This is a genomic window from Legionella sp. W05-934-2 (assembly GCF_964199965.1).
GTDB lineage: Bacteria > Pseudomonadota > Gammaproteobacteria > Legionellales > Legionellaceae > JAFIFT01.
Genome location: NZ_CAXMZT010000011.1, coordinates 1 through 17,470, shown reverse-complemented (window position 1 = coordinate 17,470; position 17,470 = coordinate 1). Strand labels below are relative to the sequence as shown.

Below are 17,470 nucleotides of genomic sequence, written 5' to 3'. Positions count from 1 at the left end.
AAAATGTAATCTGTTTTGTAGTTAATCTTTATTAATTGCTGGCAGTTTTCCTTAAACACTCATGAAAACAAAATTAAGCCCAGCATATTTAATAAGGAATCTACAAATGTCCATTGCAAAATTGTGCGCCAATCAACTTCGTGCTATTTCCAATAATTATGGTGTTAAACTAAAATCAAGCCATGCTCATGAGCTAGTTGCTTCATTTTTTGGGTATAAATCAAAGGCAGCTTTACTTTCAGATACCTTCGCACCCATAGAAAATATTGGGCAAGCACATATTTTTGTTCTAATTCCATCCACATTTATAGAAGAACGTCGAAAATGCCTTGTAGATTTACCATCTGACCTACCAGATACCTATACGTTAGGTGAGGAAATGTTTACTTTCCTAGCAGCCCAAAAAATGTTTATAGGTGATTCGTTTCCTTCATGGGTGCATCTTGCTGAAGCACTCACCAATGAATATCTACAAACAAATGGAAACTCAATTTTACCTAAAAACTTTAGGTCTTCTGAAAATGTACGCAATATTTTTAACAAACCTGTTTATGAATTTAACCCTAAAATAGAAGCTACAGATAACGAAGTGAAACTAACGGTTTCTAACAGGTACTACGGTTCAAGCCATATACATTTTCAACCAATCGATGTTGTCCTAACAATCAAACTACAGCGTATTGCTGGCCATTTTGGTTATGCGAAGCCAGAAATTTCCTTAATTGATATTTCTAGTCAGCCAGTTCGTTAAGTTAGGAGATATAATGAAATTTTTAAAAATAAAACTTCCTTTTGGATTAAATGAAAATAATACCATCGCTCATATTTCTAGTGTTGATAGTGGTAAGAATTGCAATTGTGTTTGTCCGTCTTGTGGATCTTCATTGATTGCCGCCAAAGGCACTAAAAATCAGCACCACTTTAAGCACGCATCTACCAATGAATGTGTTGGTGGGCTGGAAAGTGCCATCCATTTGGCTGCTAAGCAGATTATAATGGAAAGAAGACAAATAAAACTGCCAGAATTTACCATCATTGAATCAGCTTTAGATTCAAAGAGTATAATGCATACAGAATCCAAAACCATTGTAAAAAATGGAAGAGTGATATCCTTTGATTCTGTACAAGAAGAACAGGCATTCAATGGAATGAAAGCAGACATACAGGGGATAAAAAAGAACGAGAAGCTCATCATAGAAATTTTCTATCGACATAAAGTGGATGACCAAAAGATTGATAAAATTAAAGAAGCAAATATATCTGCCATTGAAATCGACTTATCAGACTTAACGCCGGAAGATGTAAAAGATTGGGAAACTTTCTGGTCATGTATTAATGAACCTAAGCGTATACAATGGCTTAATAACGCCAAAGCACCTGCCCAGGTTCTGGAACTTTCAAAAAAATTGAAAGAAAAGATCCAAAAAGTTGAAAAGAAATATGAGCAGCAAGAAATCATTAAGCAAAGACGTGAAAGAGAAGAAAAAAATCAACTTAAGGTAGCTCTGAGTGAGTTTGATAAAGTTTGCAGTGAAGATATCATTGCTCAGCTTAAAGAAGAAGCCAATCAACACCCTATTCTGATAGCTCACAGTCAAGATCTAAAGTTATCATTGAATGAGTTACCTGATTTTCTGGACTTGGATGTTCCAAATGGAGATTGGATTTATAGTTGCGATAGGCGTGTCTGGCAAACGGCTGTGTATAGCTATTTTATTTGCCGGCGAAGCACATCATATTTCTCTATAAAGCAAGTTGATGACTGGCTGCAAAATTACTGTAATTGCAAGGTTCCTCCCTGCGCTAAAATCGTAGGAAAATTTGGCAGACGCCATAATGATCTTGTTCCAGAACACATTTCAGAAAATATGCCATCATCATGGGCAACCCTTCGAGCCTATCTTAACCATCTATCCAAATTAGGAATACTTATATATTCGGGGAATGATAGAAAACATAATGGAAGTTGCTGGTTTGAAATTTTTAGTAGAGATTTCCATTTGAATAATTCTAACTATTATTCTTTAGTCTAGTAAACTTCCGTCGCACATGGTTATCAAGTTGGAGTCTTTGCTGCTCCAACTGATCATGTGCATTAGTCGGCAATAGCATTTTACCTCTTCCGGTGAACTGAACCATATCGAGTGAGGACAGGTTTCGCAGGCTGTTTTTACCTTCGGCTGGCGGGCCTTGTCTAAAGCTGATAGCGTTGGGCTTCGGTCTGCAAGGGTTTCCTTTTCCATGGGCTGTTCCAGCAACTTCATCGCTTCTTGCAGTTCTTCTTCCATCATCAGTTCCGTATCGTCTTGATTGCTCATTTTGTTTCTCCAGTTGTGAAGTTATTTTTTGGCGCTGAGACTCCATCTCAGGATCAGCGAAGGTGATTGGGATGTTGTTTTGAACGGTTAATTGAATAATGGTTTTTTTAAACAGTGGCGAACCATTTACTTGGATACAATTACCATAACTTTGTTGTGCCATCTCAATTGCTTTCTTAAGTGCAGCAATTGAACCACCTTTAGAAATTTCAATTTCTTTGCCAGTATTCCGAATGACAGCCTTACCAGCCTTATAAATCTCTGTTCCTTCCTTGGTAATGGAATCAACCTGTCCAATATCAGCAGAGGAAATATTCAGTGATTTGCCTGATAAGGTGTAATTGGTTTTATTTTTCCGATTGCGATATCGCATGGCGGTTAAAGCTTCTTTATCACCTTGTTGTGCTTTGTATCTCAACCAATCAGCCCAGGTGTTTTTTTTATGTAAATCAAGCAGATTATCTCGCTCTTTGGTGTAATTTTGCCCTATTTTTTCAATATCACTCAAAAGGGTCTTGCTGATTTGCTTGTAAAGGTATTTTTTCTGAGTCCTTGGGGCTTTCAGTAGTTTTAGTGCAGCTCGTTTCATTCTGCCGCGCTTCTTGGCCTTATCAATTAATCTGGTCTTAGCTTCACGAAGGCTCTTAAGTTTTTCGGAAAGAATTGTTTTGCCATGTTCTCTTTCGTGGAGGTAACGTGCATAAATTTCTTTGCCGAGCACTTGCTTATTGAGTGGTTCATATCGATAAATATTTTGCCCAGCTATGTGAGCAGAATATGGCGATGGTACAAATGCACCTAATTGATACTCAAGGGTCTTTTTAGAAAATCCTCTTGATACAGAACTGGCTTTAATGGTGAGGCAATCTTTATTACAAAAAACAAATCCGTTGGCTTTGACTCGAATTTCCAAATCATGGACGGTGAGGATTTTATGAAATTCGTCCCAACTTTCTGCTAATTCCAAGTTTTCCCAGCAATGTCGTTTCATCCAGTTAATCAAACTCTCAATACCTGAATGTTGCTCCATATCATCAGCAAGATTTTCTGAGCGGGATTTACGTGTTTGGTGATTGGTTATTTCAAGACCAAACTCAACCTCAAGTGTCGATGCTGTTTCAGCAAAAGCCCTATAGGCTCTATAGGGTTCAATCATATTGAAAGTTTTTGGATGAATCTTATTAATGGCTACATGAATATGAAGGTTATCCGTATCGTGATGTATGGCGCTGATTCTTTGATGTTCTTTGAATCCAATGCTTGATACAACCCGCTCCTCAATAGCCTTCAATACTTCTTCGGAAGGATTTTCCCCCGGGGCAAATGATATGAGTAAATGGTAGGTTTTATCGCCCTTGGCCCTTTGATTTCTTGCCTGTGTCGCTAATACCTCTTGAATGGCCCAGGTGGGGTCAATACTGTTACAGTTTGATATCCTGACCTTGCCGACTCGCTCCTGCTTGTTTTGTTCATCAACAATATATTTAACCAAGCTTGAAAAGCTGCTCAGTCTTGCTGACTTCATGGGTATGTGTCGAATAATCATAATTTTTTCACCACCTCAAACATGGCTTCCTGCGTTGTTTGAATACGGTTCAGTAGTGCTTTTACCATACGGTGATCAAAGTGTGCAACACGCCTATCCTGAGTAAGCCAGAGCTTAAATAGTCCTCCAAGCCTTCCCATATCCGCATTTATTTTGGATAGCTGGAGAATATACTCCTTATCAATGGCGCTTTGGATTGGATGGCCCTGGCCGACACGGCGCAAGTATTCCGCAATAGAAAGTCCAGCCTGAGCAGCATTCGATTTAATGGATATTTCTTCGTCTGGAAGAACGGGAACACGAAGGTGGCGACCGTGTTTTCTGGTAGGCTTTTTATTCTTATCGTCCATAAGGATGCTGACCTCTTAATAAGTGGTTATGCAATCCTTTAGGTACTGATTAATTGTTTTCTTTTTGATCTCAAAAAGCAAGATACCCGTTGAGCACCGAGGGTGCGAATAAGGCTCGTGAAGTTTGGTGGCCAGTTTACTGGTTAGCTAACTTCACCTATCTTGCCCTGTTATTGTAGATCTCTTTTAAGAATCATAGCAGGAACTTTTTGGAACTTGCAACGATTTTTAAAGAATTTTTTCGCCCAACGGACCAAATAAATCCAAATTACTCCTAAAAGTTCTTTTAGAGGGCTATAATAATCCTTTTTATATTCCAATAAATTCCCAATAGCTCCAAAATGTTCCTTTTTTTCTTGTTCTAAGCCAAATTATGATTTAGACTTTTTAAACAATAAAAAATTTGACGCCAAAGAAGAATGAAAAAACCACTTTCCGAACGGGTAATCCAAAATCTGTCAGAAAAAAAGAACAAGCGAAGCAATGCTAAGATTGAATTTCTCGCATTGAAAGAAGACATTCAAGAAGCCCTTGATAAGGGATGTTCGATGAAAGCCGTTTGGGAAACGTTGTCTGACGAAGGTCAAATTTCATTCGGCTATAAGGCATTTAGACATTACGTACTTAAGTTAATTAAATCAGAGCAGGAAAACACCAAGGATGACAAACAGAGAGAGAATAAGCCTAAAAATGAAATCAAAGGCTTTACTTTCAATCCAATACCCAACCCGGAGGAACTCTTGTAATGGCCAAAATACATATTACGATGCAAGGCAAAGGTGGTGTCGGCAAATCCTTTGTCTCAGCAACTACTGCTCAATACAAATTTTATAAAGAGCAATCAGCGCTTTGTATCGATACCGATCCCATTAACGCCACTTTTCATGGTTTTAAATCACTTAAAGTCGAACGCCTGAATATAATGGAAGGTGATGAAATAAATCCGCGCCACTTTGACGCTTTAATTGAAAAAATAGCAAATACCCAAGATGATGTGATTATAGATAATGGTGCCAGCTCATTTGTGCCTTTATCGCATTACCTCATAACCAACCAAGTACCCACTTTGCTGAAAGAAATGGGACATGAACTCATCATACATACCGTTATCACAGGTGGTCAAGCGTTACTGGATACGATAAACGGCTTTGCTCAGCTGGTAAACCAATTTCCAGATGATGTTCGCTATGTTGTATGGCTAAATCCCTATTGGGGAAAAATTGAAAATGAAGGAAAGCCTTTTGAGCAAATGAGGGTATACAAAGAGACAAAAGACCGAATAGCGGCAATCATCAATATACCTGACTTAAAAGAAGAAACCTTCGGCCTGGATCTATCAAACATGCTTCAACAAAAAATTACTTTTAATGAAGCAATCGATTCCCCTGAGCGAAATATTATGACCAGGCAACGTTTAAAGCTTATACGAGATCAACTATTTAGCCAGATTGATAAGGCTATGGTGATCTAATGTCAGATAAAATTAATGAAGCCATCCGAGATATTGCAGTCAAACATGGTGTGGTTATTGGCAAAGACGATCCGATTCTTATCCTCCAAACCATGAATGAAAGGCTGCTTGAGGAAAACTGGAAGGCACAGCAGGAAATGCTGGCTCGATTCAAAGAGGAAATGGAGAACATTTCCTCTCAGTGGAAAGATGACGCCAAGGAAAAAGCAGAGAAAGTCCTTAATGCCGCATTGACTAGCAGTAAAGAAACGATGAAAAAAATACTGAGAGATACCACCAATGAATCCGTTTATGCCATGAAAAGCTTAGTATCAGAGTCACTAGCTGAGGCCCATTATTTGGCGCATCGAACGCGGAAATTTAGCTGGTTTACATTGTTGTTATCAGCAGCAATTTTGATCGTTTATATCGTTGGGTCATTAATTTTTGAATTTTGTAATTAATGATAGAGCTGGTCATAAAATATAAGGATATATTGAATTTAGGTATTTTGCTTTTTTGAGATAGATGGTGATTGGGTGGCTGCTCGCTTTCATAATCACATAGACCCTAAATACCCCAGTTAATAAACTGATATTTTTTAAATTTTTGGTCTATATTTAAGGTATGTAGCTATGTAAGAACAAGGATTGTTCCCATAATGCCAAAAATTGTAGACCCATTGTCAGATGATGAGATTAAAAATATTGTTGATCTTTTAGATAAAGGAGAAACTCTTCCTGATGATTATCGCTTCCGCTTATTTAGCTCCAGTCATAAATCCGAACTAATTTGGCCGGGGAAAAATAACAATATTTGCAAAGCAGAATTGCCATTTCAAGCAATTGAATACATTGATACACCAAAGTTAAATCATTCGCCTAATACCATCCAATCAAAAAACACCTGGGCTAATAAACTCATTTGGGGTGAAAATAAACTTATATTATCTTCATTACAATCTGGTTATCTTAGGCGTGAAATAGAAGCTATTGGGGGAATAAAACTAGTTTACATCGATCCACCTTTTGATGTTGGTGCTGATTTTTCTATGCCTATAGAAATCGGGGATAAAGAATCATTTATTAAAAAACCAAGTATTATTGAAGAAATAGCTTATCGAGATACTTGGGGTAAGGGCGTAGATAGTTATCTTACCATGATATACGAGCGATTAACGCTTATTCAGAATTTATTAGCCAGTGACGGAAGCATATATGTTCATTGCGATTATAGATTAAGTGGTGTTATGAGATTGGTTTTAGATGAAATTTTTGGAGAAAATAATTTTCTAAATCAAATAACCTGGAAGCGTTCAACACCAACAGGAGGCAAAACAAAATCTAAAATGTTTCCTCGCGATTGTGATGTCATATTTTCATATAAAAAACTAGAAGAACCATCATTTAATAACTTATATACCCCTTATTTGCAAGAATATATAAATAAATTTTTCACAAAAAAAGATCCTGATGGAAGAAGATGGGCATCACAAACGTTAGGTGATTATTCTGAAGAGTCCATCAAGAGGTTCGAGTCAATTGGAAGGATTTTTGTAACCAAAAATGGATCAAAAAGATTAAAATATTATTTAGACGAAGCCAAGGGTTTGTTAGTCGATGATGTTTGGACAGATATCCGAAATGTGCGACAAGAAGCTGTTAGAAACATCGGTAAAAAGGCTGACAATCCTGAATATTTAAATTACCCGACCCAAAAGCCTGAGTCTCTCTTGGAAAGAATTATTCTATCCTCATCCAATCCAAGAGATTTAGTAGCGGATTTTTTTTGTGGATCTGGCACAACATTAGCAGTAGCGGAGAAACTTGGCAGAACATGGATTGGCTGTGATTTATCAAGATTTGCCATACATACATCTCGCAAACGGTTAATAAATTTGCAAGTTGAATTAGATAAAAAAAAGAAAAAATATAATGCCTTTGAAATATTAAATCTTGGTCATTATGACCGCCAATACTATATGGGTATAGATCCAACGCTACCCAAGGATGAAAGAGATACACAAGCCCACCTAAAAGAAAATGAATATTTTAACTTGATACACAGAGCCTATAAGTCAGAGCCCTTGCATAATATGACACCATTTCATGGATTTAAATCGGAGACTAATCATGCTGTTTATATTGGTTCCTTAGACTCTCCCATAACTATGAGTGAGATTGAAGACATAATTAGCATGGCGCCAAAATATAGGTTTAACAAAGTAGATGTATTGGGATTTGAATTTGAAATGGGATTAAATCCAGATATGCAGGATAGAGCAAAAGAAAAAAATGTTAATTTAGTCTTAAGATATATTCCCCGGGATGTATTTGATAAAAGAGCCATAGAAAAAGGGCAAGTTGTTTTTTACGATGTTTCATACGTTGAAGCAAAAATAAATAAAATTGATGATATTATTTCCGTTCAACTTATAGATTTTGGCGTGTTTTACCGACAGGAAGACATCGAGTTTGTTGTACAAAGTCTTAAAGTGGGTAGATCAAAAGTTATTGTAAATCAGGGCCAAGTTATAAAATTAACAAAAACACGCGGTGGTGGAATAGATCAAGAAGTTCTAACCAAAAATTGGACGGACTGGATTGACTACTGGTCAGTAGACTTTGACTATGAGAGTTTACAAGATCAAAACTCAGGAAATAATATTTTTGAAAATCAATGGCAAAATTTTAGAACCAAAAATAACCGCAAGATAACTACCGAGAGTGATAGATTTAAATATTCAAAACCTGGCAGTTATAAAGTTGCTATTAAAATAATAGATATTTTTGGTCATGACACAACAAAAGTGTTTGATGTACATATTGATGCGAAAGGGAAATAATTGTGGCTATACATCCTGCGTTTCCCAATGATCCATATACAATTTTAGATCCTAATATTCGATGGTTTCCAGGTGATCAGGATATTAACAGTGTCGGCCATGATAAATTAATTCCTCCTCTAGTACATAAAATCAGAACATGCGTAAATCAATGGCGTAATAATAATTATGAGGGTGCGAGCTGGGTAACAAGAGCTTTACTGACCTACTGGTTTGATTTAAATCATTACAATGAAAATTCAGATAACCAGGGAGAAGGTTTTAAATGGTATTTCGCTCAACGAGAAGCTGTAGAGTCAGCTATATGGCTATATGAAGTTACCAAAGCGCGTGATCCAAGTCAGCTCCTTTCATTTGATAGCTCAGGATTGATTCAAAAGGAACATTTTAAGGAAGACTGGCCAAGATACGTCATGAAACTTGCTACTGGAAGCGGAAAAACAAAAATTCTGAGCCTACTGATCACATGGTGCTATTTCCACAAAAAATATGAAATTCAATCTGATCTTTCTCTGAACTTTCTGGTGGTAACCCCCAATATTATTGTTTTAGATAGGTTAAAAGTTGATTTTGAAGGATTACAAATATTTCATCATGATCCCTTATTGCCATATAATGGTTATCTTGGGAAAAACTGGCAGGATGATTTTAATCCATCAGTACACATACAAGACGAGGTAGGAAGTATTTCCGAGGAAGGGAATATTTATCTTACAAATGTCCATAGATTATTTCTTTCAGAACAAACAAGTCCAAGCGCTGACGATACAGATGCATCTGATTATTTTCTTGGATCTAAACCTCCAAGCAAAACCATATCATCAATGGATCTGGGAGAGCTTATTCGTAAGGTACCTGATTTGGTTATTTTAAATGATGAAGCGCATCATATTCATGATGAATCATTAACCTGGTTTAAAACGATCCAAGATATTCATGCAGGTCTAGTAGAGAGAGGTCATAAACTATCAGCACAATTTGATGTAACAGCAACACCACGCCATGCAAATGGCGCAATATTTGCCAATACAATTAGTGATTATCCCCTATGTGAGGCGATTTATCAGGGCGTCGTTAAACATCCTGTAATTCCTGATGATGCATCCATGGCTAAATTACAGGAAAAAACCAGTGATGATTTTGTTGAACGGTATGAAGATCATATAAATCTGGGGTATGTGGAATGGAAAAAAGTATATAACCAACAGTTAATAATGGGGAAAAAAGCCGTTTTATTTATTATGACAGATGAAACAAAAAGTTGTGATCAAATTAAAGATTATCTTGAGGGCACTTATCCTGAGTTTAAAGGGGCTGTATTAGTCATTCACACAAAACGTAATGGCGATATAAATGAAGGGAAAAAAGGCGACTTGGATGAACTAAGAAAGGCGAGCCGTGAAATTGATAAGTTAGATAACCCTTATAAAGTAATTGTATCAGTGCTGATGTTGAGAGAGGGGTGGGATGTTAAAAATGTCACAACGATCGTTGGCCTACGCTCTTATAGTGCAAGCAGTAAGATTCTACCTGAGCAGACTCTAGGTCGAGGCCTAAGAAGAATGTACCGAGAAAAATCAATTGATGAAGAGCCTAAATTAAGCGTAATTGGAACAGAAAAATTTATCGATTTTGTTAAGAAAATAAAATCCGAAGGTGTTGAGCTTGATTACAAACCAATGGGCTTAAATACTCCAGCGAAAGCTCCGATCGTCATTACTATAGATGAAAATAAAAAAATGAATGCGGCCCTTGAAATAGTATTGCCAAAATTAACAAGACGTATGCAGCGCAATTTGAAAAATTTAAATGAACTAAATCCAGCCAACATTATCTCAAACAGAGTCAAACTTAAAAAATTTTCTAAAAATGAACAACGGCAAATTATCTTCAGAGATATTAATACAGAAGAAATTAGCCATACTACTGATATGCCTACCCTTATTATTCCTGACTACCATAGGGCTTTACATTTTTTTAGTCATACTATTATGAGTGATTTACGTATGGTCGGTGGTTCAGATATCTTATTCGAAAAATTGAAAATCTTTATCGAATACAATTTATTTGATACTCAGGTCGATCTTAACGATTTGAATGTGATAACCAATCTTTCTGAGAATAGTGTAAGAAAACAAATCATTGATGGCTTTAAAAAGGCAATTAATATGCTTACGGTAAGAGATAGCGGAACTTCTGAAATTAGGGATACAATTTGTGTCAGTAAAACTCGACCTTTTCAAGTTGCATCAACCGAATTTGTTCTCACTCCAAAAAAATCAGCGTTCACAAAAATGGCTTGCGACAACAATTTCGAGCTTAATTTTGCTAAGTTTTTAGATACTTGTGATGACATTATGGCATTTGAAAAGATTAATGATGCGATGGGATTTTTCCTTGACTACAGAAATCAAGAGGGCAGTATAGCTAATTATTATCCTGATTTCATCGTAAAAAGATGTGAAACAGAGTACTGGATTATAGAATTAAAAGGGCGCGAAGGCGCAGAAGATATGATTAAAAAAGAGCGCTTGGAACAATGGTGTCAAGATGCTTCGCAGCAAGATAAAAACAAAATTAAGTATAGCGCTATGTATATTCAAGAAAATAATTGGGATCGCTATCGTCCTAGAAACTTTGAAGATTTAATTAACATGTACCCAAAAATTATACCAAGCCGATAACTTTAGGGGGATTTTATTCATTAATTTTTATTACCGTTTACTTGGTAAATTATCCCGTTTGTTTTGTAAATAACTTAACTTAGAAATATTAACCACATTTATTAACTAATATATTGCTGATTTTTCGTTGGTCAAGAAAGCAGGCAGGAGAGTAGACAAAACCCTCAGGCCTGTTGCAAAAGGTGGAAAAATTTGATCAAATCCAGGGTAATAAAAAATGTTGATTATTTATGTTTGTTTAGCCATTGGTGCATAAACTCTGTTGCTCTTACATCATCTTCGTTATAGTCAATAATATCCTGCAAAATAGTCCTGTCTTTTGTCTCAAGCCATTTTTCATACCAGAATACACTTTGTGCTCCACCAGCTTTTTCATGTTGCCAACTAAATCCAAGGTATTTGGCGATATCCTTGATTGAATAAAAATAGACGGGAAAAATAAAAGAGTCTCTTGTTGTCTTTAATAGATCAACTAATTTTGAGATAAATTGTATGAGCTGATGGGAGCCACCATACTTTTTTGAAAGTTTATTTAATTGTGTTTTTTCATAAGAATGGTAGTGATAAATTCTGACATTATCTAAACTCATCGTATTTAACCATGCTAAAAACTCAGCCCACATATCTTTTTCATTTTCCGGAGTTTCAGCTAAAAAATATTTAAATTCTGGCACAGAATGTGGTTTTACAATGAGAAATCCAAAAAGATACTCCACTCCTAATAATGGATCACTTTCAATATCGAAGTAAATTTTAATTTCTGCTTCAGGAATATCAGGTTTAGAAATTCTAATTATCTCATTATTTACAAGTGACTTTGCCTGCTTGTGAATACGTTCTAATGTTTTGGGGCCCGCACCTTTAATTTTGGGGAATGATTCAATATCACACTCTGCCATATTATCAAGCGTACTAATGCCTTGTTGCTTTAGTCCTTTTAAAACATCAGACCTTATATTATATATTAAAGAGAGGTCAGATTTTTCTATTGCCTCATTTAATAGTACTTTCTTCCAAGGGCTTTCTAGCGCTGCTTTTGATATTTTTAAAGGCGGCTCTTTTCCTCGAAGGATACTCAAAATCTCACCAATCGTATTATTAGTAGACTGCTTGATTTTTTCTGATAACTCACAGGCAATTTCTTCACTGTATTTATTAATGAATTTACCTATTGGAGGTATAAAATTCTGTATATCCTTCAGAATAATTGCATAAAGCATTAATTGCTTTTTATATGCTGGCTTTTCACAATTAGTGGAGTTTTTTATTTCAATTGGCATGTAAAAATAATTGCCAAAATTAGACAAACCTTCACATTTTTTTAAAAAGTCTGGACGTCCTTTGTATTTGACATCGCCATCAATATAAGAAATCACCCCTTGATAAATTAACTCGGCTCCATCTTCCATATATTGGAGAGTTTGTTGTTCTGCTTCCTCTTCAGAAAGACTCTCATCAATTGTTATTTTTTGCAAATTATCTACATATTCTTCCTCATGTAATACACCACCTTCAATTAACTTTTTTGTTAGCTCCGGTAGTTCCTCTTTCTTGGACTGATCACCATGAATATCATACCAAATCCAATGAGGTGATTTAGCATATTTGAAAAATAAAGATGGGGATACTTCTAACAAATCATCCATGATAATTCCTTGAGATGGATCAAAAATAAGTAACAAAAAACAACTTTGACCTATTATAATATTGTAACATATTGCACAAAGCATGGATTTTAATTGAAACCCATGGAAAAACATGAAAAGAATACTAAATCATATTTATTTCGTATATTTATTCCAAACAATATGCATACACAAATTAATAATAAACAGGGCTAGGTTATGCTGAATTTTGGATGTAAGTTTTTTTGCGGGGCATTATTGGTTTGTTTTGCCGCAATTAAATCATTTGCTGCAACTCCAAAGAATTGCATTACTGATTCTGAATTACAAAAAAAACGCTCGGAAGAAATTCATCAAATTTATGTGTCAGATCAAAAAGATCGAGAAGATTTTGACAAAATGACAGATAAACAGAGAATGGAGTTAAATGAGCGTGATAATAAACGGCGAATGCGCATCAGTGAAATTTTTGCTGAAGGGTGTGTGAAAACGGCATCAGATTATCATGATTCAGCGATGGTTTTTCAGCATGGCGAAGTTCCAGATCATTATTTTCAAGCATTTTACTTCGCCAACAAGTCAGACCAGTTAAAGTATAAAGGCGCTAAATGGCTAAAGGCAGCTGCTGTTGATAGATATTTAGTAAGTATTGGCCATAAACAGTTGTTTGGTACGCAGTTTTTTAGTTCTCAGAAAACACAAAATTGTTTTTGTTTACAATCGGTAGAGAGTAGTTTTCCCAAAGATATTCGCCTGGAGGCGACTGGTAAAAGTATAGATGAGATGCTAGAAATGCTTGAAGAGTTTAACAAAAGCAATAAGCGTAATTGTCCAAAGGATTTTTGTCCAATAGCATTAAAACCTTCACCGAAGCGGATAGTTCCTGGATTTTGGTAATAAGCTGTATCAATGGGTTTTTGAATATTAAATGACCTTTATTATTTAATATCGTAATGCCCCCCCCATTAAAACCGGTCCACCTAGTTTTTAATTAATAACTATAATTGTTCATTATTATAGACTGCTCATTAAAAATGAACAAAACAAATAAGTGAACAATATAAATAAGCATAAAAGATCCAATCAAAATAAATTTCTATAACTTATATACGGTGCTGCTCAAGCCATAAATCTAAATCTTCTTTCAAGTAACGGACTGAACGACCAATTTTTAGATATTTTGGTCCTGGTGTTCTATTAGCCAAAGTTCCATTAACTCGATCTTGAGAGAGAAAAGAACGGCTCATACCTATATATTCAGCTGCCTCAGCTTCTTTAAAGGCTTTCTTCTCCACAATTAATATCTCCAAATATTTTGAGGCAATATAATAATGAACTACTAAAATATTTCAAGAAATAAATAAACCGTCTTTGGACCTTTATGTCGAAGAACATCAGTTTTCGTAGAGTTTTTGTTTTAAAATCATGTGTTTTTGGGATCCTAGTTATCTCTGAATTAGTTAGTTCTGACTTGATCTGATGGAGCCTAGAATTTGAAGTTATTTTTTTAAAGCTTTATCCACATATCTCATTAATAGAGCAGATTGGTAAATTAAATACTCACATTCATTTTCTGTTATATCTCCGTCATTGTGTTTGCTGTGTTCATTAAATAATTTGTCCAGGCAGTCGAAAGTTTTATGTATAGTGTTTCGGATTTCAGGCAAAGATTGAGATTTAATGGTATTTAGCAGGAGACTGATATTTTTTTCTAATCCTTTTGGGCTCTCCAACTTGTATTTTAAAAATTCTTCTACAGTCCTTCTGATACTTTCAGCAGATTTTATATATTTAGATTCCATATAATGGTGTAATGCATCGCTGAAGTGCTTATGAGAGTTTTCATCAAGATACTTAAGGGTTTTTATCACTAGTTCTTTGTCTAGAAAGTCACATCCTTGGGGAAATATAATAACCTGTCCTCCAATGCGCTCAAAGCCTATCGGTAGCTTGGAGTTGTCAAATATTTCCTTTATGTAATGATATAATTCTATCTGGTATTTTATGCGCAAATCCTTATATAAAGATTCGCCCAAAGCAAAGTTTAGTGAAAAAACGCTTTCTAACTTAAATAAAAATTTATTAAAATTTTGTTCTTTCGATAGGATTTTATATATATTTCCGCTTATATTGTCTTGATATGTTTCACCATACCAACTGCAGAACCTTTTGATTTGTGATTTACCTAAATTGTTATCAAGTTCGTCTAAGAAATTCATCACCCCTGCTCGAAAGGATTTTTCTAGCACTTCATTGTCGAATTGAGGCGTGTCTAATCCAAACCTATTATAAAATTCTTCTTCTCTACTTTGAAAATCCATCAATGCCTCATTTGAAATATAAACTAACACCTCTAATAACCAAGATGATCGCCTGTTTATTATTCATTGAATTGCTATTACAGGCTGATTTTTTTGCCATTTTTTTCCAAGACTATATTATAACCACAAGCATGGGATACATTCAGAAAATTAGTTAATTTCATATCCTCTTGTATTCCAGAACGCAGGTTTTGGATTGCCGTAGTAGATAGACCTGATTCGCTAGCTAGTTTTCTGACGCTTTTTTTACTGGTTTCCATTAACTCACGAATAATCTCGGATAACAGGAACTCTTGGTATTCTTCTTCAAATTGCTCTTTGAATGCAGGGTCTTGCATTTCTCGTTCGAATGTTGATAGTGGTTTGTTACTCATAATATTCACCTCGCTTTACGCGATTAATATAATCATTTCGGCTGTTTAGTGCCTTGTCTTTTTCATTAAGAGGCAGTTTTTGCTGTTTCTTGCGAAAACCATTAGTAATAACAATTTTCTTACCCTCGCAGAAAAAACATAAAAATCGATCAGGCTGAGGCTTAAATGCGTAAATTTTATCACCTTCATTCCTGAATTTTGTCTTATCCTTAATTTCTCCATTATCTCCCATTCGTTTTAGCAATTTTAACAGCTGTATTCTTTCTGCTTTATTTAAGCTGTTATAGTACTCAAGTGCATCACTGGTTTTATTATCGTCATAGTACCATTCAATGGTAAAAGACTCGCCTTGATAAGCGATATATTCAATTTTCTTATTCATATTAAAGTGTACCAATAAAGTTGTACATTGTCAAAAAAAACGTCTTATGTTTGCAAATCTACATTCTCGAAAACTAAATTTGTTACATAATCTGACCATTTTTCCAAAGCTTCTTTTCTCTGGGGTAGCATCTCATTTTTGTTATAAGTTGCCATGATTTTAGGCATTTTATGGCCTAAACACTTCTCAATAACAACCGGATCAATATTCAGAGTCTCACCTAGCTGGGTTGCAAAGGTTCGGCGAAGATCGTGGGGTGTCCATTTGGGGATGCCTATTCTTTCTTGTATACGGTTTACTGCTCGGGGTAGCGCGCGGTCGGTGAGAGGTTTATGGCCATCTACACCACTTATGACATAATATCCGATACTGCAATTGTATAATTCCATAAATAATGACTTAACTAATTCAGTTAAGTGAACTCGCATGGTTATTCCTGTTTTTGTGTTTGCTGCGGGAATGGTCCATAGTGAGTTTTCGAAGTCGAATTCGTTCCATTTGGCAATGCGTAGTTCGCCAGTCCTAACGCCAGTAAGCAATAGAATTTTAATGGCGTTAGTGATTTGGAGCGATACACCATGCTCACCATCACTTAAAAAATCCCAAACCAGTTTAATTTCATCAAGGGATAAAAATCGCTCTCTTGGTTTTTCAACGCCACCGATATCTCGTGAGCGGATGTTCGCTGCGGTATTGGTAGTCAGTTCCCCTCGGCTTACTGCATAATTAAATGCTTGCTTGAGGGCACTTAAAACTTTATTAGCATGCACCGGAGCGCCTCGTTTAACAATTCTATCCAGGGCTCTTGTGATGTCCTTTGTTTTCAGCTCTTCTACCTCTACACTTCCAAGCATTGGAGTAATGTCTGCTTTGATAATTTGCTCCACTTGGCCTGGATTTTTGCGATGGCGTACAATGTAATTGTCATACCAGTTTGTAACAAGGTCTTGAACTGTATAACTTTCCTCTTCTTTTTGGGTCAGCAGGATATTTTTAGGATTATTACCGTTCTTTTTTAGATCTCTTAAATCCATGAATTTACGTTTGGCATCTGATAAGCTAACAGCAGGATAGTTGCCTAAAGTTACATGATCTTTTTTCCCATCTATTTTATAACGGTATATCCATGTTTTGGTTCCGGTGGGATAAATGAATATCCCAAAGCCATCACCTTCGAATTTCTCAATTCGTTTGTCGGTTGCTTTTAAGTTCTTTATATAGGTATCTGTAAATCTGACCATGAGTTTCCTTTTTGCTGGGTACTTTGCTGGGTACTTTATGGTGTTCTGGGTTGTTATCAGATGTTATCGATTGATACTTATGATATGCTTAAAATCCTTTTATTTCAAGGATGTTGTGTTATAATAGTCTGAAAGTGATATTCCATTTTGAACCATTAACTACAGAATGGGGTGCTAGGGGTCGAAGGTTCAAATCCTTCCGTCCCGACCAATAAAATCAAGGGTTCTCGCCGTTTCAATAATGGGCGCATTCTAGCTCCAAATGCGACAATCATTTTTATACTGCTGTATAAACACTTCCTTAGGCATTTTATACCCTAAACACTTTCTTGGA

Annotated in this window: 16 protein-coding genes; 8 read left to right on the top strand and 8 right to left on the bottom strand. The window is 35.7% G+C overall.

Features of this window, described 5'->3' with window-relative positions; translation table 11 throughout:
- Positions 1-106 precede the first annotated feature (106 nt).
- Together AB3348_RS12220 and AB3348_RS12215 are read left to right on the top strand one after the other, a co-directional pair.
- Positions 107-751, top strand: coding sequence for a hypothetical protein (locus AB3348_RS12220; protein ID WP_367607876.1), 645 nt, complete (start codon positions 107-109; stop codon positions 749-751).
- A gap of 13 nt (positions 752-764) precedes the next feature.
- Positions 765-2,033 (top strand): competence protein CoiA family protein, encoded by a 1,269-nt coding sequence (locus AB3348_RS12215; protein ID WP_367607875.1) that lies wholly within the window; start codon positions 765-767, stop codon positions 2,031-2,033.
- On the opposite strand, the gene traI is transcribed toward AB3348_RS12215, so the two are convergent.
- Together traI and traJ are read right to left on the bottom strand one after the other, a co-directional pair.
- Complete coding sequence (gene traI / locus AB3348_RS12210; RefSeq protein ID WP_367607874.1) at positions 2,011-3,864, bottom strand: TraI/MobA(P) family conjugative relaxase; 1,854 nt, start codon at positions 3,862-3,864, stop codon at positions 2,011-2,013. The two genes, AB3348_RS12215 and traI, sit on opposite strands and share 23 nt — an antisense overlap.
- Positions 3,861-4,214: a conjugal transfer transcriptional regulator TraJ gene (gene traJ / locus AB3348_RS12205; protein ID WP_367607873.1), complete on the bottom strand. Its 354-nt coding sequence runs from the start codon at positions 4,212-4,214 to the stop codon at positions 3,861-3,863. The genes traI and traJ overlap by 4 nt, the downstream gene beginning before the upstream one ends.
- Positions 4,215-4,633: 419 nt before the next feature.
- On the opposite strand from traJ, the gene AB3348_RS12200 reads away from it, so the two are divergent.
- The 5 genes from AB3348_RS12200 (at position 4,634) to AB3348_RS12180 (ending at position 11,193) form a co-directional block, all read left to right on the top strand.
- The gene (locus AB3348_RS12200) at positions 4,634-4,960 is read left to right on the top strand and encodes a TraK family protein (protein WP_367607872.1); all 327 of its coding nucleotides are present in this window, start codon (positions 4,634-4,636) and stop codon (positions 4,958-4,960) included.
- Positions 4,960-5,685: an ArsA-related P-loop ATPase gene (locus AB3348_RS12195; RefSeq protein ID WP_367607871.1), complete on the top strand. Its 726-nt coding sequence runs from the start codon at positions 4,960-4,962 to the stop codon at positions 5,683-5,685. Before AB3348_RS12200 ends, AB3348_RS12195 begins: the two co-directional genes overlap by 1 nt.
- Positions 5,685-6,128 (top strand): conjugal transfer protein TraM, encoded by a 444-nt coding sequence (locus AB3348_RS12190; protein WP_367607870.1) that lies wholly within the window; start codon positions 5,685-5,687, stop codon positions 6,126-6,128. Before AB3348_RS12195 ends, AB3348_RS12190 begins: the two co-directional genes overlap by 1 nt.
- Positions 6,129-6,325: 197 nt before the next feature.
- Positions 6,326-8,509 carry a site-specific DNA-methyltransferase gene (locus AB3348_RS12185; protein ID WP_367607869.1) on the top strand — a complete coding sequence of 728 codons (2,184 nt, stop codon included), beginning with the start codon at positions 6,326-6,328 and terminating at the stop codon, positions 8,507-8,509.
- Positions 8,510-8,511: 2 nt separating this feature from the next.
- On the top strand, positions 8,512-11,193 hold the full coding sequence (locus tag AB3348_RS12180) for a DEAD/DEAH box helicase family protein (RefSeq protein ID WP_367607868.1): 2,682 nt from the start codon (positions 8,512-8,514) through the stop codon (positions 11,191-11,193).
- Between the two features lie 224 nt (positions 11,194-11,417).
- On the opposite strand, the gene AB3348_RS12175 is transcribed toward AB3348_RS12180, so the two are convergent.
- Positions 11,418-12,839, bottom strand: a complete 1,422-nt coding sequence (locus tag AB3348_RS12175; RefSeq protein ID WP_367607867.1) for a TM0106 family RecB-like putative nuclease — start codon at positions 12,837-12,839, stop codon at positions 11,418-11,420.
- A 198-nt stretch (positions 12,840-13,037) separates the two neighbouring features.
- Here AB3348_RS12175 and AB3348_RS12170 point away from each other — a divergent pair, with 198 nt between their 5' ends.
- Entirely contained in the window at positions 13,038-13,715 is a 678-nt protein-coding gene (locus tag AB3348_RS12170; protein WP_367607866.1) for a hypothetical protein, read from the top strand.
- Between the two features lie 206 nt (positions 13,716-13,921).
- Here AB3348_RS12170 and AB3348_RS12165 read toward each other — a convergent pair whose 3' ends face one another.
- The 5 genes from AB3348_RS12165 to AB3348_RS12145 all read right to left on the bottom strand — a co-directional run bounded on the left by AB3348_RS12165 (position 13,922) and on the right by AB3348_RS12145 (position 17,136).
- Positions 13,922-14,113: a helix-turn-helix transcriptional regulator gene (locus AB3348_RS12165; protein WP_367607865.1), complete on the bottom strand. Its 192-nt coding sequence runs from the start codon at positions 14,111-14,113 to the stop codon at positions 13,922-13,924.
- 204 nt (positions 14,114-14,317) lie between these two features.
- A complete protein-coding gene (locus AB3348_RS12160) occupies positions 14,318-15,139 on the bottom strand; it encodes a hypothetical protein (protein WP_367607864.1) in 822 nt (273 codons plus the stop codon).
- 77 nt (positions 15,140-15,216) lie between these two features.
- Positions 15,217-15,513: a hypothetical protein gene (locus tag AB3348_RS12155; RefSeq protein ID WP_367607863.1), complete on the bottom strand. Its 297-nt coding sequence runs from the start codon at positions 15,511-15,513 to the stop codon at positions 15,217-15,219.
- Entirely contained in the window at positions 15,506-15,895 is a 390-nt protein-coding gene (locus AB3348_RS12150) for a type II toxin-antitoxin system RelE/ParE family toxin (RefSeq protein WP_367607862.1), read from the bottom strand. The genes AB3348_RS12155 and AB3348_RS12150 overlap by 8 nt, the downstream gene beginning before the upstream one ends.
- A gap of 44 nt (positions 15,896-15,939) precedes the next feature.
- Positions 15,940-17,136 carry a tyrosine-type recombinase/integrase gene (locus AB3348_RS12145; RefSeq protein WP_367607861.1) on the bottom strand — a complete coding sequence of 399 codons (1,197 nt, stop codon included), beginning with the start codon at positions 17,134-17,136 and terminating at the stop codon, positions 15,940-15,942.
- Between the last annotated feature and the right edge of the window lie 334 nt (positions 17,137-17,470).

Coding starts and splice junctions, on each gene's coding strand:
- AB3348_RS12220 (WP_367607876.1), top strand. CDS start 107: ATGTCCATTGCAAAATTGTGCGCCAATCAACTTCGTGCTATTTCCAAT.
- AB3348_RS12215 (WP_367607875.1), top strand. CDS start 765: ATGAAATTTTTAAAAATAAAACTTCCTTTTGGATTAAATGAAAATAAT.
- traI (WP_367607874.1), bottom strand. CDS start 3,864: ATGATTATTCGACACATACCCATGAAGTCAGCAAGACTGAGCAGCTTT.
- traJ (WP_367607873.1), bottom strand. CDS start 4,214: ATGGACGATAAGAATAAAAAGCCTACCAGAAAACACGGTCGCCACCTT.
- AB3348_RS12200 (WP_367607872.1), top strand. CDS start 4,634: ATGAAAAAACCACTTTCCGAACGGGTAATCCAAAATCTGTCAGAAAAA.
- AB3348_RS12195 (WP_367607871.1), top strand. CDS start 4,960: ATGGCCAAAATACATATTACGATGCAAGGCAAAGGTGGTGTCGGCAAA.
- AB3348_RS12190 (WP_367607870.1), top strand. CDS start 5,685: ATGTCAGATAAAATTAATGAAGCCATCCGAGATATTGCAGTCAAACAT.
- AB3348_RS12185 (WP_367607869.1), top strand. CDS start 6,326: ATGCCAAAAATTGTAGACCCATTGTCAGATGATGAGATTAAAAATATT.
- AB3348_RS12175 (WP_367607867.1), bottom strand. CDS start 12,839: ATGGATGATTTGTTAGAAGTATCCCCATCTTTATTTTTCAAATATGCT.
- AB3348_RS12170 (WP_367607866.1), top strand. CDS start 13,038: ATGCTGAATTTTGGATGTAAGTTTTTTTGCGGGGCATTATTGGTTTGT.
- AB3348_RS12160 (WP_367607864.1), bottom strand. CDS start 15,139: ATGGATTTTCAAAGTAGAGAAGAAGAATTTTATAATAGGTTTGGATTA.
- AB3348_RS12155 (WP_367607863.1), bottom strand. CDS start 15,513: ATGAGTAACAAACCACTATCAACATTCGAACGAGAAATGCAAGACCCT.
- AB3348_RS12150 (WP_367607862.1), bottom strand. CDS start 15,895: ATGAATAAGAAAATTGAATATATCGCTTATCAAGGCGAGTCTTTTACC.
- AB3348_RS12145 (WP_367607861.1), bottom strand. CDS start 17,136: ATGGTCAGATTTACAGATACCTATATAAAGAACTTAAAAGCAACCGAC.